Annotated in this window: 15 protein-coding genes and 1 riboswitch; of the genes, 5 read left to right on the top strand and 10 right to left on the bottom strand. The window is 36.0% G+C overall.

Annotation, left to right across the window (positions count from 1 at the left end; translation table 11 throughout):
- Positions 1–62: 62 nt before the first annotated feature.
- The 7 genes from B5P42_RS24140 to B5P42_RS24110 all read right to left on the bottom strand — a co-directional run bounded on the left by B5P42_RS24140 (position 63) and on the right by B5P42_RS24110 (position 7,905).
- Positions 63–809 carry an HAD family hydrolase gene (locus B5P42_RS24140; protein ID WP_113735440.1) on the bottom strand — a complete coding sequence of 249 codons (747 nt, stop codon included), beginning with the start codon at positions 807–809 and terminating at the stop codon, positions 63–65.
- A gap of 147 nt (positions 810–956) precedes the next feature.
- Positions 957–2,087, bottom strand: a complete 1,131-nt coding sequence (locus B5P42_RS24135; protein WP_113735439.1) for an RNA-guided endonuclease InsQ/TnpB family protein — start codon at positions 2,085–2,087, stop codon at positions 957–959.
- Positions 2,088–2,895: 808 nt separating this feature from the next.
- Positions 2,896–3,801 carry a diacylglycerol kinase gene (locus B5P42_RS24130; RefSeq protein ID WP_002010051.1) on the bottom strand — a complete coding sequence of 302 codons (906 nt, stop codon included), beginning with the start codon at positions 3,799–3,801 and terminating at the stop codon, positions 2,896–2,898.
- Between the two features lie 521 nt (positions 3,802–4,322).
- Positions 4,323–5,750 carry an Asp-tRNA(Asn)/Glu-tRNA(Gln) amidotransferase subunit GatB gene (gene gatB, locus B5P42_RS24125; RefSeq protein ID WP_002010050.1) on the bottom strand — a complete coding sequence of 476 codons (1,428 nt, stop codon included), beginning with the start codon at positions 5,748–5,750 and terminating at the stop codon, positions 4,323–4,325.
- Between the two features lie 14 nt (positions 5,751–5,764).
- On the bottom strand, positions 5,765–7,222 hold the full coding sequence (gene gatA, locus B5P42_RS24120; RefSeq protein WP_002010048.1) for an Asp-tRNA(Asn)/Glu-tRNA(Gln) amidotransferase subunit GatA: 1,458 nt from the start codon (positions 7,220–7,222) through the stop codon (positions 5,765–5,767).
- A gap of 14 nt (positions 7,223–7,236) precedes the next feature.
- Complete coding sequence (gatC, locus tag B5P42_RS24115; protein WP_000086999.1) at positions 7,237–7,527, bottom strand: Asp-tRNA(Asn)/Glu-tRNA(Gln) amidotransferase subunit GatC; 291 nt, start codon at positions 7,525–7,527, stop codon at positions 7,237–7,239.
- Between the two features lie 141 nt (positions 7,528–7,668).
- Positions 7,669–7,905, bottom strand: coding sequence for a YiaA/YiaB family inner membrane protein (locus B5P42_RS24110; RefSeq protein ID WP_002029490.1), 237 nt, complete (start codon positions 7,903–7,905; stop codon positions 7,669–7,671).
- A gap of 230 nt (positions 7,906–8,135) precedes the next feature.
- Here B5P42_RS24110 and B5P42_RS24105 point away from each other — a divergent pair, with 230 nt between their 5' ends.
- The 4 genes from B5P42_RS24105 to B5P42_RS24090 all read left to right on the top strand — a co-directional run bounded on the left by B5P42_RS24105 (position 8,136) and on the right by B5P42_RS24090 (position 10,606).
- Entirely contained in the window at positions 8,136–8,618 is a 483-nt protein-coding gene (locus tag B5P42_RS24105) for a MarR family winged helix-turn-helix transcriptional regulator (RefSeq protein WP_000942491.1), read from the top strand.
- 76 nt (positions 8,619–8,694) lie between these two features.
- Entirely contained in the window at positions 8,695–9,876 is a 1,182-nt protein-coding gene (locus B5P42_RS24100) for an ArsA family ATPase (protein WP_087955989.1), read from the top strand.
- A complete protein-coding gene (locus B5P42_RS24095; protein ID WP_002091335.1) occupies positions 9,869–10,060 on the top strand; it encodes a DUF3926 domain-containing protein in 192 nt (63 codons plus the stop codon). Before B5P42_RS24100 ends, B5P42_RS24095 begins: the two co-directional genes overlap by 8 nt.
- 63 nt (positions 10,061–10,123) lie before the next feature.
- The gene (locus B5P42_RS24090) at positions 10,124–10,606 is read left to right on the top strand and encodes an HXXEE domain-containing protein (protein WP_002091337.1); all 483 of its coding nucleotides are present in this window, start codon (positions 10,124–10,126) and stop codon (positions 10,604–10,606) included.
- 167 nt (positions 10,607–10,773) lie between these two features.
- Here B5P42_RS24090 and B5P42_RS24085 read toward each other — a convergent pair whose 3' ends face one another.
- From B5P42_RS24085 to B5P42_RS24075, 3 genes are read right to left on the bottom strand one after another with little or no spacing between them, the layout of a single operon-like run.
- On the bottom strand, positions 10,774–11,628 hold the full coding sequence (locus B5P42_RS24085) for a MetQ/NlpA family ABC transporter substrate-binding protein (protein ID WP_113735438.1): 855 nt from the start codon (positions 11,626–11,628) through the stop codon (positions 10,774–10,776).
- Between the two features lie 21 nt (positions 11,629–11,649).
- Positions 11,650–12,315: a methionine ABC transporter permease gene (locus B5P42_RS24080; protein WP_002091343.1), complete on the bottom strand. Its 666-nt coding sequence runs from the start codon at positions 12,313–12,315 to the stop codon at positions 11,650–11,652.
- Positions 12,305–13,324, bottom strand: coding sequence for a methionine ABC transporter ATP-binding protein (locus tag B5P42_RS24075; protein WP_113735437.1), 1,020 nt, complete (start codon positions 13,322–13,324; stop codon positions 12,305–12,307). Before B5P42_RS24075 ends, B5P42_RS24080 begins: the two co-directional genes overlap by 11 nt.
- A gap of 126 nt (positions 13,325–13,450) precedes the next feature.
- Positions 13,451–13,555, bottom strand: a riboswitch (SAM riboswitch).
- Between the two features lie 241 nt (positions 13,556–13,796).
- Between B5P42_RS24075 and B5P42_RS24070 the strand changes: the two genes are divergently transcribed.
- The gene (locus tag B5P42_RS24070) at positions 13,797–14,342 is read left to right on the top strand and encodes a cysteine hydrolase family protein (protein WP_113735436.1); all 546 of its coding nucleotides are present in this window, start codon (positions 13,797–13,799) and stop codon (positions 14,340–14,342) included.
- Positions 14,343–14,497 lie beyond the last annotated feature (155 nt).

Raw genomic sequence — 14,497 nt, 5'->3', positions numbered from 1 at the left:
TATCTCGGCATAAAAAAATAAGTCTATAAAGACTCATATAGAGTCCTTATAGACTTATTCATTTATACATTAGACTTTCCTTGTTCCCAAATAAACTCACCTGAACGAGAAATTAAATCTTCAACAGATTGTAATACTAAATCTGCAAGTGGTTCTAGCGTTTGACGATCACCCGTACCAGATAGTACGCCAATCGCATAACAGTCGCCACCATTTTTCGCTAAATATAAATCCGTCGGTGTATCCCCGACGACTGCTACTTCACATGTCTCTAAATTAAATCTCTCACAAAACGATTCTACAATTTTTTTATCTGGCTTCTGTGCTGGAAATGTATCTGAAGCTATAACACAATCAAAAAAATCTTCCAATTGATATTGCTTTAAAAATAATTCTGTCGGCGCGAAATCATCAGCTGTAACGACACCTAGAATAAACCCTCTATCCTTTAACGCTTGTAAAACTTTCGGTAAATCTGCCGTCATTCTCATATGTGAACGATGCTCGTACATAAGAGCAAACAACTTTTCACTCACCCATTGATGCATCTCTTCTTCTCTAGATGATGCAATATACTTACAAAGCCCCTTGGCCACATCAAGACTCGTTCCAGCAGCGAGCGCACTACGCGGATGAACAAATGCTCCATCTACGCCAATCTCTTTTAATAAAGCCTGCTGCATTGATTCTGGTAATTGATATAAATTTATACATTCTGCAACAAGCTCTTCAGCTACTTTTATCCAAATTGAATGAAAATCCATTAATGTCCCATCTTTATCAAATAGTATTGCTTTTACCTTCTCCATAGCACCGATACGATAAACTTAACTAAATCTATACAATTCAATCAAATTTACACAAGTTAGTGCTTCATCGTGTTCTCGCAACCCCGAAGGGACGAGGGGTATAACACTCCACACGAGGCAGTATCGTTACCTCCTATTATCAAGCTTTTATTTTACCCATCTTGATAAATTTATCGAAGCATTTACATCCCTATCGTGATGGCTATTGCACCCAACACAGTCCCATTCACGAATCTTTAAACTCCACTGTCCTTCTGGTTGAACTGAATGGTCGTATTTTACTCCGCAACATGAGCAAATCTTGCTTGAGGCGAACCATTTATCAGCTTTTACATACTCAATGCCATACTTCTCGCACTTGTATGATAAACATTGAAAGAAGAAGTTTAATTTTTGAAATGAAAATGCTTTCGATAGTTGTTTGTTTTTTAACAGGTTTGAGATAAGTAAGTCTTCCACAACAATCCTCATTGGTTTGGTTTTCACCAATTTAGCTGTTGCTTGATGGATATGGTTATTTCGGATATTCATAATTTTCCTAGATAACCGAAGGTGTTCGGTTTTTGCTTTTTCATATCCTGCGGATTGAATTTTTACACCTTTTTTAAATCTCCTAGACATATCTCTTTGCGCTGACTTTTTCCTTTTCAAAAGTTTTTTCACCTTGGCATCTTTGTTTATATTTCGTTCTTTCATACCATTAGAAGCTACAAACAGCTCTTTTAAACCAACATCCACACCAATCGACTCATTTGTTAGTTCTTGTGATTCAAAGTCTTCTTGGAACCCTACACTAATCCACCAGTGACGACCATCAAATGTAACTCTTGGATTGGATGGTTTTTTGTTTCTTGGTAGTTGTTGGCTTGTTTTTACTTCTCCAATAGACTGAATATCAACTACTTTCTTTCCTATAATCAGTCTTTCATAATTGGCATAAAATCCTTGGATTAAATCTTTTTTAGATTTATAAGAAGTGTGATAACCATTTTTGTACTTTTTGAACGAATGTTTCCTCGCCGTATCAAAATCTTTTGAAGCCTGTTTGGGAACTTGTGCGTTGATGTCATTTAACCACTCATATCGCTTTCGCTTCTTGATCTTTGTAAATCGTTTCTGTAAAGCTAACTGTGAAACAGATTTTCCAAATAGCTTATAGTATCTATCACTCATTCTTTTACAATAGTTATAAGCAAATCTTGAAGCACCAGCATGGTTTCTAAGCACTTTTCCTTGTTCAGGCGTTGGAATCAGTCTGACTTTCTTCGCCAATATCATCAGAATTTAACTCCTTTACTGTGCGATTATTTGGGCACTCACCTTTTAGATAATGAAAGATTGATTCTTCTGAATAGTAGCGTGTTCCATCAGCATTCTCCTAAGACTACTAGGATACAAACCTGTTAATTCCGATACTTGACTAACTCGTAAAAATTTCATTATTATTCTCACCTCATTGCATTTACCATAATGCATAGATTCGGTAGATTCAATGAGACTTGATAGATTTAATTAAATTTATCTCGTTCAACTAAGGGCGCAATTCCTTAGCCAGTTCTCTTATGAACTTCTCATGTTTTCACATGAGCGCAGACTATATGTTTATCTACTTAGAGATAGAGGATTTTTCCACCACCATAGGCTTGTGGTGTACTCTCGTCAGTTATACGAGATAGTCGTTGAACGTTCATCTTATCAATTTTGACTTAGATGATTCGAGGCGGAAGACCCATTGTTCTAGTGTTTAGGTTTTAACCTTGCACGATCTGATTGATTTTTTCTGCTTTCGCAACATTCACGCTCACCATTTCTAGCCACGTTGTAGTTCAATCAGCTTTAGGGATTGCCCGCAGTTAACCCTCACTACTAGCCAATCACTTGACTAGCAGGGCTTACTGATATATTTAATTAACTTTAGTTATAATTGGTTAAATAAATCGTAACAGTTAGTTACCCTACCTCTCGTTTCTTATCTCCTCCAGTGTATCAATAAAGTATGGATATAACATAAACGAATTGTAAAAATACCATAAAAATCAAACTAACTTCCAATTTACAATTCCTCTATATAATAAAAAGGATGCCTTTACAGGGCATCCTCTTGATGTTCAGGAACAAATAGTTCCAGACAATGATATATATTTTCAAATTCCATTGGTGCATCTCCGCCATATTCACCATCTAAGTTGATCATTAATTTATCAGGTGAATGCACTTTAATACGATTCGCTTGTGTATATAGTACTTTCGGATTGTTAATATGTTCCCCACGCTGCGCTTGTGTTGCTGCTTTAATTAAATCAGCGATAGAACCTTTTTTCAGTACTAATAAATCAAATAATCCATCGTTAATAGATGCATATGGTGCTACTTTTTCGAATCCACCAACTGAACGAGTATTCGTAATTAAAAACATCGTAATTTCTTCTTGTAGCAACTTCCCATCATACTCAATTTCAACATATGTTGGATGTAATGATGGTAACATTTCGATTCCTTTTAAATAGTAAGCAAGTTGGCCTAATACCGTTTTTAGCTTGCTTGGTACTTCATATGTTAATTCTGTAATACGGCCGCCACCAGCGATATTAATGAAATATGTATCATTTGCTCTACCAAGATCTAAAGGTACCGTTGTTCCTTCACAAATAATATCCGCAGCCTCTTCAATAACACGAGGTACACCGATCGCACGCGCAAAATCATTTGTCGTTCCAACTGGAATAATTCCAAACTTTGGACGATGCTCATGTCCTACTAAACCGTTCACTACTTCATTTAACGTACCATCACCACCAGCTGCGATAACAACATCAAACTTACGATCCGCAGCTTGCCTCGCTGCCACAGTCGCATCTCCAGGACCAGTTGTCGCATGACAAGACGCTTCATATCCAGCTTGTTCTAATTTTTGTAATACTTCTGGTAAGCTCTTCTTAAATAGCTCGCGCCCAGAAGTAGGATTATAAATAATTCTTGCTCGCTTCATCATTTATTAGCACAGGAAATTCCTTATTCATTGAAAAACGAATACACCGAACCCTTATTCAGTATCCCTATGCTTACCTCCTCTCATCTTCCTATCCTTCTTTAATTCCGCTCAACCAGGCAGTAAGAACCCGATTCGTGTAGCCCATCAAAAGTAACTATTCACTCCTGATAGTTTTGCTTTATTTAACCAAGAAATTTATCCCGCTATTTGCGGGCAGTAAAACTCTCACATCAATTTACATATAATGAATAATAATTATCTATTATTTCATGAGATGAAAAAACTCTCTCTGTCTAGATTTATCATTATTCCCACCTTTTTGCAACTATCATACCATAGTTGCTATACAAACATTTTTTCACTTTTGACAGCTAATCAAACGTTTGTTTAAATTATTTTTCACCATTTAAACAAACGTTTGATTAACTCAGAAAAAACACCCAAATACGGGTGTTTTTTCTGTTTAATCTTTAAGAATCTATACTATTTTAGCGTTCAAAAATAAGAATTCTTCTCTTTTTTTAGCGCTTATTAATCTCTTCAAGTAAGATTTTATTAACAAGCGGTGGATTTGCTTGTCCTTTTGTAGCTTTCATAATTTGACCAACTAAGAAGCCAATTGCACGGTCTTTACCGTTTTTAAAGTCTTCAATAGATTGCTCATTATTATCAAGAATTTCTGTTACAACCTTACGAAGTGTTCCTTCGTCAGAAATTTGAACCAGACCTTTCGCTTTAACGATTTCTTCTGGGTCTCCACCTTTTTCAATTAATTCATTAAATACTTTCTTCGCGATTTTAGAAGAAATTGTACCTTTTTCAATTAATTGAACCATTTTAGCTAAGCCAGCTGGCGTTAATGCAACGTCTTTTAATTCTTTTTGTTGTTTGTTTAAGTATGCAAGTACTTCACCCATTAACCAATTTGATGTTAATTTCGCATCAGCACCGTCTGCAACTGTTGCTTCAAAGAAATCAGACATCTCTTTCGTTAATGTCAATACATGCGCATCATAAGCTGGTAAGCCAACTTCTTCAACATAGCGAGCTTTACGTGCATCTGGAAGTTCTGGAATAGAAGCACGAATTTCTTCTTTCCACTCATCGTCGATGTAAAGTTCAACTAAGTCTGGCTCTGGGAAGTAACGGTAATCGTCAGATCCTTCTTTTATACGCATTAAGATTGTTTTCTTCGTTGCTTCATCATAACGACGTGTTTCTTGTTGGATGATACCACCAGATAATAATTCTTTTTCTTGGCGCACTTGCTCATGCTCAAGACCTTTTTGCACGTAAGTGAAAGAGTTTAAGTTTTTCAGTTCTGCTTTTGTACCGAACTTCTCTTGTCCAACTGGACGAAGTGAAATATTCGCATCACAACGAAGAGAACCTTCTTCCATCTTACAATCAGATACACCTGTATATTGAATGATTGATTTTAACTTCTCTAAGTACGCATATGCTTCTTCTGGAGTACGCATATCTGGCTCAGATACGATCTCGATTAAAGGCATACCTTGACGGTTGTAGTCTACTAATGAACCGTCAGCTGCATGCGTTGATTTACCAGCATCTTCTTCTAAATGAAGACGTGTAATACCGATACGTTTCTTTTTACCGTCTACTTCGATTTCAATCCAACCATTTTCACCAATTGGCTTATCAAATTGAGAGATTTGGTAAGCTTTCGGATTATCTGGGTAGAAATAGTTTTTACGGTCGAACTTCGTTTCCGTTGCGATTTCACAGTTTAATGCCATTGCGGCTTTCATTGCAAAGTTAACTGCTTCCTTATTTAAAGTAGGAAGTACCCCTGGGTATCCTAAGTCAATTACACTTGTTTGTGTATTTGGCTCCGCTCCGAATTCTGTTGGACTCGCAGAGAAAATTTTCGAATTTGTTTTTAACTCAACGTGAACCTCTAAACCAATAATTGTTTCTAAATTCATCTATGCTCGCCTCCTTACAGACTTGCTTTTTTTGTATGATAGTCTGTTGCTTGCTCAAACGCATGTGCAACGCGGTAAATCGTCGTTTCATCGAAGTGTTTACCAATGATTTGTAGACCAAGTGGCATGTTGTTAGCACCGAATCCACATGGAACAGAAATCGCTGGAACACCCGCTAAGTTTACTGGAATTGTTAAAATGTCATTTGCATACATTGTCATTGGATCGTCCACTTTTTCGCCCACTTTAAATGCTGGAGTTGGCGTTGTTGGTCCAATAATAACATCGTAGTTAGCAAATACATTTTCAAAGTCATTTTTAATTAATGTACGTACTTGTTGTGCTTTTTTGTAATATGCATCATAGTAACCAGAGCTAAGAGCAAATGTACCAAGCATAATACGACGTTTTACTTCATCACCGAAACCTTCGCTACGTGTGTTTTTGTAAAGATCTAATAAGTTATTTACATTATCAGAACGAACACCGTAACGTACGCCATCAAAGCGTGAAAGGTTCGCAGATGCTTCAGAAGAAGATAATAAGTAATACGTTGCTAGAGCGTATTTAGAATGCGGAAGAGATACTTCCTCCCAAGTTGCGCCCATACCTTCTAATACTTTTAAAGCAGCTAGTACTGACTCACGAGCTTCTTCGCCAACACCTTCGCCTAAGTATTCTTTCGGTACAGCAATACGTAAACCTTTAACATCACCTGTTAAACCAGCTAAGTAGTTTCCTACTTCAACGTTTGCAGAAGTTGCATCCATACGGTCAATACCTGAAATAGCTTGTAATAAGTATGCATTGTCTTCTACTGTACGTGTAATCGGTCCGATTTGGTCAAGTGAAGATGCGAATGCTACTAATCCGTAACGAGATACGCGTCCGTAAGTTGGTTTTAAACCTACAACGCCACAATATGCAGCTGGCTGACGGATAGAACCACCCGTATCAGAACCTAGAGAGAATAATACTTCTCCTGCTGCTACTGCTGCTGCAGAACCACCACTAGATCCGCCTGGAACGTAATCTAAGTTCCATGGATTTTTTGTAGCGTAGAAGCCTGAGTTTTCATTTGAAGAACCCATTGCGAACTCGTCCATATTTAATTTACCGATTGTAACTGTGTCAGCAGCTTTTAGCTTTTGTACAACTGTCGCATCGTAAATTGGATCGAAGTTTGCTAATATTTTGCTCGCACAAGTTGTACGAAGACCGTTAGTTACAATGTTATCTTTTACACCAATTGGCATACCGAATAATAAACCATTATCCTCAGCACCAATCTTTGCATCTAATTCTTTCGCTTTCGCGCGTGCATTTTCTTCATCTAATGTAAGAAAAGCTTTTACGTTATCTTCAACATCCGAAATACGTTTGTAAGATTCTTCTACTAAATCCGTAACGGAAATTTCTTTGTTGTTTAACTTCTTATGTAACTCTGATACAGAATGATCAAATAATGACATCGAAATTCCCTCCTCTATTCTAATACTGCTGGAACACGGATTTGATTATCTTTGTGATCCGGTGCATTTTTTAATACTTCTTCTACTGGTAAACCTTTTTCTGGCACATCTTCACGCATAACATTTTTCATAGTTAATACATGAGTTGTTGGTTTTACATCAGTTGTATCTAATTCATTTAACTGTTCTGCAAATGTAACAATTGCATCTAGTTGTTTTTGAAATTTTTCTGCTTCTTGATCAGTAATTGCAAGACGTGCTAAATGTGCTACGTGCTTTACATTCTCAACGGAAATTCTTGACACGGCTAGGCCACCTCCATAATATATCGTTCAATCTACAATACTATTGATGATACCAAATTTTCAGTACTTCAAGCAAGTCAACACACGGCACTTACGGCATTTTTACATAAAAAAAGAAAGGCAAGTGCCTTTCTTTACAATTTACTCTTTATCTAACGATTTATTTTTCGGAAATCTTTCATTATCTTCCTCATTATCACGAATTGTTTTTTGTAATACAAAACAAGACATCGTTAAAAATAATGTTCCGATTAAATAGTACCCTTTTACACTAAGCGTTTCATCTAACGTGTAAATCCCAATTAGCATTCCTGAAAGCGCACAAACAAATGAAGTCCATGCTAAAAACGTGAACGCTTGCGTATTTCGTCTTCTCATCGTTCTCCCCCTCGTTAGCTGTACACCTATTATAGATAAATATATTTATCACAATGGTTTTTTATGTAAAATCATTTTTCTATTTATTAATCTATCACAAAAAATTTCTATTTAGAAGATAATTTTCTTTCTAATCTAAAAAAACAGTTAAAAACATTGACATTTATTTCAATTCCACATAAAATAAAAACAAATATTACGAACCTCGAAATATACGGGAGTGGAAATAATTGTTACAATATGAACATTTTTTAGACTTACTGCTAGATAACGCCAAGAAACTTTTCTATCCTGAAGAATGGGTAAGTCTTGATTTAACACTTTCCAAGACAGAAGTATTTTGTTTACTTTGGATGGAGCGAAATACGGATATTACAATGACAAAAATTGCTGATCTTCTTGATATACCGATGAGTACAACAACGGGCGTTGTAAATCGCCTTGTAAAAAAGGGATATATTGAACGCTACCGGAATGAAAGCGATCGACGCATTGTATTAATTCGTTTAACAGAAAACGGCGTAATGCTCGTTCAAGAAGTAAAACAAAATGCGGCCCATTACTTTAGCCTAGTGACAGATGCATTGTCAGAAGAAGAAAAAGCATTCTTACTACAAATATTCCAAAAGATCATGAATCACATTGCTACGTCACAGCAAAAAACAGAAGAAAAGGTTTCTACACCTAAAATGAAAAACATTCCGATTGAATAAGACCCTAGTTGGGTTTTTATTCAATTAAATATTTCGACACTCGTAATATTCGATATTCGAAACAAAGGGGATATTAATGATGAGAATTATTCTGTATACAGGTAAAGGCGGCGTTGGAAAAACTAGCATTTCAGCAGCAACAGCAATCCAAAGTGCAAAACAAGGATTAAAAACATTAGTAATGAGTACAGATCCTGCTCATAGTTTAGGGGATTCATTTGGCATAAAACTATCTTCTGAGCCACTAGAAATTCGCGAAAACTTGTGGGCACAAGAAATTAACACTATTTATGAAATGGAAAAAGGCTGGGGGAAATTGCAGAAATATATTACACTACTCTTCACTTCCAAAGCAGCTGATGATATTACAACAGAAGAATTAACGATGTTCCCTGGTATGGAAGATTTAATTAGCTTACTTCGAGTACTCGATTACTACAAACACAACACTTACGACGTCATCATTATTGATTGCGCACCGACTGGAGAAACTTTAGCAATGCTTAGCTTTCCAGACATGCTCGGCTGGTGGATGGAAAAACTCTTTCCTATTAAAAGGAAGATTTTAAAAGTTGTTCGTCCTGTAGCTCAACCACTTCTTGGTGTCCCCCTTCCAACTGATGATATTATGGACGAATTAACGAATACGCTTGAACAACTTGGAGAAATGAGAGATATTTTATCAAACCGAGAAGTAACGAGTATTCGCGTTGTTGTAAATCCCGAAAAAATGGTCATTAAAGAAGCTCAGCGCAGCTTTACGTATTTAAACTTATACGATTATAACGTAGATGCCATTATGATTAACCGCGTTATCCCTAACACTGTTACCGACCCTTACTTTCAGGCATGGAAAGATACACAAAAGAAATATAAGGCGTTAATTAAAGATAGTTTTCAGCCACTTCCTATTTACGAAGCTCCCATGTTTGAACAAGAAGTTGTTGGTTTAGCTATGTTAGAGCGTGTAGGAAATGCTTTATTTAAATCAGACCCTTCTCCTACTGAAGTGAAATTTAATGGCCGCACACAATATGTAAAAAAAGATGGCGATGAGTATATTTTCGTTCTGTCCATTCCCTTCTCAAACAAAAGTGAACTTTCATTAAATCAAAAAGGTGATGAACTTATTATTCGAGCAGGCTCTATGAAGCGAAATATCACCTTACCAAAAACATTAACACACCTTTCTATTCAAGGAGCTAAGTTTGAAGATGATGTACTAAACATTCGGTTTGGAGGTGTAGTACATGCATGATGAATTACTAAGAAAGGTAATTCGTACAAAAATAAAAATCGGTATGCGTATATTAGAAGAGCTACCGAATCCGATTCAGCAATCAGCTAAGCACGCACTAAATATTTTGCAAGAGGAGCTCTCCTCTTATGCTGAAGAACAACCGCAACCTGAGAGTAATTTAAAAAGCATCATAATTGAATAACTATACCCTTGTAGAAAGCCTTTTCTTATAGGCTTTCTATCCCTTTATTGGAGCTGATATAAGTTGATAAAAACATCTTCAACAAGACATTTCACCACTAATACAATCTGGCTAATCCCCCTTCTATTCTTTTTTCATAACCTTGAAGAAGCTTTCCAAATGCCACAATATATCGCTAATCGATTTTCGATCCATTTTATAACTAACAAACAATTTTTCATTGCAATTTCCATATTAACAACCTTCGTCTTACTCATAGTCATTCTATATCAATTAAGCATCATATCTTCTATTTATTTGATCATTTTTATACAGGGCTGTATCTTCTTTAACGCCGTTCAGCATATTATCTTGTATTTCATTTATCGTTCTTATAATCCAGGAGTAATCTCAGCATCTATCATTATCCTATTTTCTCTTTTCTTATTTTCATCAAAGAAACTATTAATCCCTAAAAAGAAATTAGCAAGTACACTCATTTTTAGTTTAATCTCTTACCCAATCATAATTTGGATTTCCTTATTATTAGCCAGCTGCTTTAATTAAAAAAAGACCAGGAAAACTCCTGGTCCATCACTCTACTTAACAAACATTGGATTCTATGTTATACAAAATTAGAAGGTACAGAATTAGGGTTTTGTTTGTTAAGTAGATTATATGTTGAACGAGCTAACAGCGGAGGGGTTCCTACTGTTAGTCGTTAAACTCAATAATTATTTTACGATTTTTTCAAGCTCATCAAGTGAAAGATCTACTGAAATTGAACCATCATTTGTTTCTTTCTTAATTGCATCTGTTACTTCTTTTGAATGGTATAACTCAATTATTTTTTTCAGTGTTAGATCATTTTTATCTTTCGTACGAGCTGCGAAAATATTAATATAGGCCTTTGCATTTTCATTATTTGGATCTTCTAAGAAAATTGGATCCTTCGCTGGGTCTAATCCAGCTTGACCAGCAACACCGTTATTAATAACTGAAGCCGCTACATCTTTTAACACACGAGGTGTTTGCTGTGCGATAACCGGTGTAACTTTTAGCTTCTTTGGATTTTCAGCGATACCGCTTGGATCTCCAAATAGACCAAAATCTTTCTTAAGCTTTAATAATCCAGCTGCATCAAGAAGTTTTAATGCACGTGCTTGGTTCGTTGGATCATTCGGAATAGCAATTTCCGAACCATCTGGGATTTCATTTGCTTTCTTATATTTTTCAGAGTATAAGCCCATCGGTGCAATTTGCGTTGTACCAACAGCTGTAATATCTAACTTATGCTCCTTTTTAAATTGCTCTAAGAAAGCAATGTGCTGGAATGAGTTTAGTTCAATATCTCCATCAGCTAACGCTTTGTTGGGTGTTGTGTAATCAGAGAACTCAACCAGTTTAATTTTAATCCCTTCTTTTTCAGCTTTTTTCTTTAAAATTTCCCAAACGTCTCCATCTGTTCCAGTTACACCGACGCGAACTACTTTCTCTTTCGCTCCTGCACCTGTGTCTCCACCTGAGCAGCCGCTTAATGCTGTAATTCCTACGATCGCTGATAATGCAAATGCTAAAATTTTCTTCATTTTCTTTTCCCCTCTTCCTTTTTATGATCTGCGTAAAAAGACTTTCGCAAAGTAGTTCCCTAAATTTTGAGCCACCTGTACAAGAATAATAAGTAAAACGACCGTTACAAACATAACTGACGTATCAAAGCGTTGATAACCATATGTCATTGCTAAGTCACCAAGACCGCCACCACCGACAAGTCCTGCGACTGCAGAAAATTCAATTAAACCGACCGTCATAAACGTGACACCTAGGATCAATGGTGCTAAAGCTTCTGGTACGAGGATTTCAAAAACAATTCTAAGTGGTGAAGCGCCCATTGCTTGTGCTGCTTCAATTACTCCTTTCGGAACAGAAACAAGATTTGTTTCAACCATTCTAGCAATACCAATTGATGCAACTAACGTCATTGGGAAGATTGCTGCAGCCGTTCCAATCGTCGTTCCAATAACACTTCTTGTTAGTGGGCTTAAAGCTACTAAAAAGATAATGAATGGAACCGGACGAATTGTATTAATTATGATATTAAGAATAGAAAAGACCCATTTATTTTCTAAAAAATTTCCTTTTCTCGTTACATACAACAGTAAACCTAGAGGTATACCGAGAATTGTAGCGAATATAAGGGTTACAATTACCATTAAGAGGGTATCCCCCGTCGCATCTAATATGCGAGGCCAAAATATACTCCAATCAACTCGCATGAGCTTCTACCTCCTTCAGCTGCACTTGCAGTCTTAGATGTTGTAATGCTTTTTGAATTTCTTTCTGTTCACCTTGTAGTTCTACAAGAAGATTTCCAAATAGCACATTTTGGAGTTCAATAATATTTCCATAAAGAACATTTACATCGACGTTATAGTTTTTCGCAATATATGATAGTACAGGCTGCCCTGTCTCTTCCCCAGTAAAAGTCAGGCGATAAATCTGACCTCCGTTTTGAATTTTCGCTAGAACACTTTCTGGTAAGTGATCATTAATAACAGAGCGTACAAAATTTTGAGTTGTCTTTGTTTTTGGTTGTGTGAAAACGTCAAACAGTTTTCCTTCTTCAATTACTTTTCCTTTTTCCATAACGGCTACACGGTGACAAATTTCTTTCACAACGTGCATTTCATGTGTAATAAGTAGAATCGTTAAATTGTACTCTCTATTTACTTTCTTTAATAAATTTAAGATTTCTGTTGTTGTTTCCGGATCTAAAGCTGATGTTGCCTCATCACATATGAGAATATCGGGTGATGTCGCAAGTGCTCTTGCAATCCCAACACGCTGCTTTTGCCCACCTGATAACTGTTCTGGATAATAGTTCGCTTTATCTTCTAAACCAACAAATTTTAGTAGTTCATTCACTCTTTCTTTTATCTCATTCTTCGGCAATTTCGCTAACCTTAATGGATAAGCAATGTTCCCAAACACCGTTCTTGAATTAAATAGATTGAAATTTTGGAAAATCATCCCAATTCTTTGTCTTAGTTTCCGTAATTCTTTCGCCGATAATGATGTAATATCTTTATCATCTATTGAAATTGTTCCTGCAGTTGGTCTTTCTAACATATTTACTAAACGTAATAACGTACTCTTTCCAGCACCACTAAATCCGATAATGCCAAAAATTTCGCCCTTTTCAACTGACAGCGTTACATCCTCAACCGCATGAACAGATTGCCCACCTGATTCATATACTTTACTTACATTGTTAAAAGAAATCATTTTCTTCCCTCCTATATGCTGTAAAAACTTGAAGTAGAGCTTTCGAGGTAAAATAAAAAGTGCTCTCCTTCTTATCAGTAATAAAAGATAAGAAGGAGAGCACTTTTATATGTACTCATTCACATCTTCTCATCTTCCAAGCCTTTATAGGCTTGCTGGAGTTAGCACGGTATTAAAAAACCCGTTGCTGAGGTATCGTAGGGCCAGTCCCTCCACCTCTCTGGATAAGAGTGTATCGATTTAATTGTCGTTTAATTAAGTCTTATTATAGAACTCAGAATAATGAGAGTCAATACATTTTTCGGAAAAATATTAATTATTTCTCTATTTGGATTTTAAAATAAGAAGTAACAATACAATAGTGATTTTTAAAGTTATGTAAAATCCTTCTCACTCATACTTTTAAAAAGGAGAATCTTCTCTACTCATTGAATAACATTATTTGAATATGAAATCGGAGGAAGATAGATATATGAAAACAGCTCTTTTGCTCGTCGACATTCAAAATGATTATTTTCCAAGCGGAATGATGGAATTACGTAATCCAGTAGAAGCAAGTGAATATGCTAGTCAGCTACTACAACATTTTAGAATAAGAAACGAACCTATTTTTCATATCCAACATGTAGCTATAAAAGATAGCGCTACTTTTTTCCTACCCAATACAGAAGGTGTCCATATTCACGAAAATGTCCGTCCACTTAGAGAGGAAACCGTTATCCTTAAACATTATCCAAATAGCTTCCGAGAAACTGATCTTCTAGAACAATTACAACGTTCAGGAATTGAGCACGTCGTAATATGCGGGATGATGACCCATATGTGTATTGATGCTACAGTAAGAGCTGCTTTTGATTTTGGCCTTCACTGTACCGTAATACACGATGCTTGTGCTACAAAAGATCTTTCATTTAAGAATGCTACTATACCAGCTGTTTATATTCATAATACAATTTTGGCGAGTTTAAATGGAGTATACGCAAATATAATGTGTACAGAAGAGTTTTTAGCGACCTAAAAAAAACACTCCTTTCAGTTAGCAAAGCCGAAAGGAGTGTTCTCTTGTCTAACCATAGATTTTCTTTCAAATTGTATTATACAGGAAATCTTCAAAATGAATACTAAAAAATATGACTAATAAGTCAATTTTTCTCGCTGTTTTGTTTCTATTTT

Origin of the sequence: Bacillus sp. SRB_331 (assembly GCF_003264175.1) — a bacterium.
Lineage (GTDB): Bacteria > Bacillota > Bacilli > Bacillales > Bacillaceae_G > Bacillus_A > Bacillus_A mycoides.
Note: the sequence above shows the minus strand (reverse complement) of the source record. Positions and strands in the feature narration are given on the sequence as shown.

Coding starts and splice junctions, on each gene's coding strand:
- B5P42_RS24110 (WP_002029490.1), bottom strand. CDS start 7,905: ATGAGAAGACGAAATACGCAAGCGTTCACGTTTTTAGCATGGACTTCA.
- B5P42_RS24075 (WP_113735437.1), bottom strand. CDS start 13,324: ATGATTTCTTTTAACAATGTAAGTAAAGTATATGAATCAGGTGGGCAA.
- gatA (WP_002010048.1), bottom strand. CDS start 7,222: ATGTCATTATTTGATCATTCTGTATCAGAGTTACATAAGAAGTTAAAC.
- B5P42_RS24100 (WP_087955989.1), top strand. CDS start 8,695: ATGATGAGAATTATTCTGTATACAGGTAAAGGCGGCGTTGGAAAAACT.
- B5P42_RS24140 (WP_113735440.1), bottom strand. CDS start 809: ATGGAGAAGGTAAAAGCAATACTATTTGATAAAGATGGGACATTAATG.
- B5P42_RS24130 (WP_002010051.1), bottom strand. CDS start 3,801: ATGATGAAGCGAGCAAGAATTATTTATAATCCTACTTCTGGGCGCGAG.
- B5P42_RS24135 (WP_113735439.1), bottom strand. CDS start 2,087: ATGATATTGGCGAAGAAAGTCAGACTGATTCCAACGCCTGAACAAGGA.
- gatB (WP_002010050.1), bottom strand. CDS start 5,750: ATGAATTTAGAAACAATTATTGGTTTAGAGGTTCACGTTGAGTTAAAA.
- B5P42_RS24095 (WP_002091335.1), top strand. CDS start 9,869: ATGCATGATGAATTACTAAGAAAGGTAATTCGTACAAAAATAAAAATC.
- B5P42_RS24070 (WP_113735436.1), top strand. CDS start 13,797: ATGAAAACAGCTCTTTTGCTCGTCGACATTCAAAATGATTATTTTCCA.
- B5P42_RS24085 (WP_113735438.1), bottom strand. CDS start 11,628: ATGAAGAAAATTTTAGCATTTGCATTATCAGCGATCGTAGGAATTACA.
- B5P42_RS24080 (WP_002091343.1), bottom strand. CDS start 12,315: ATGCGAGTTGATTGGAGTATATTTTGGCCTCGCATATTAGATGCGACG.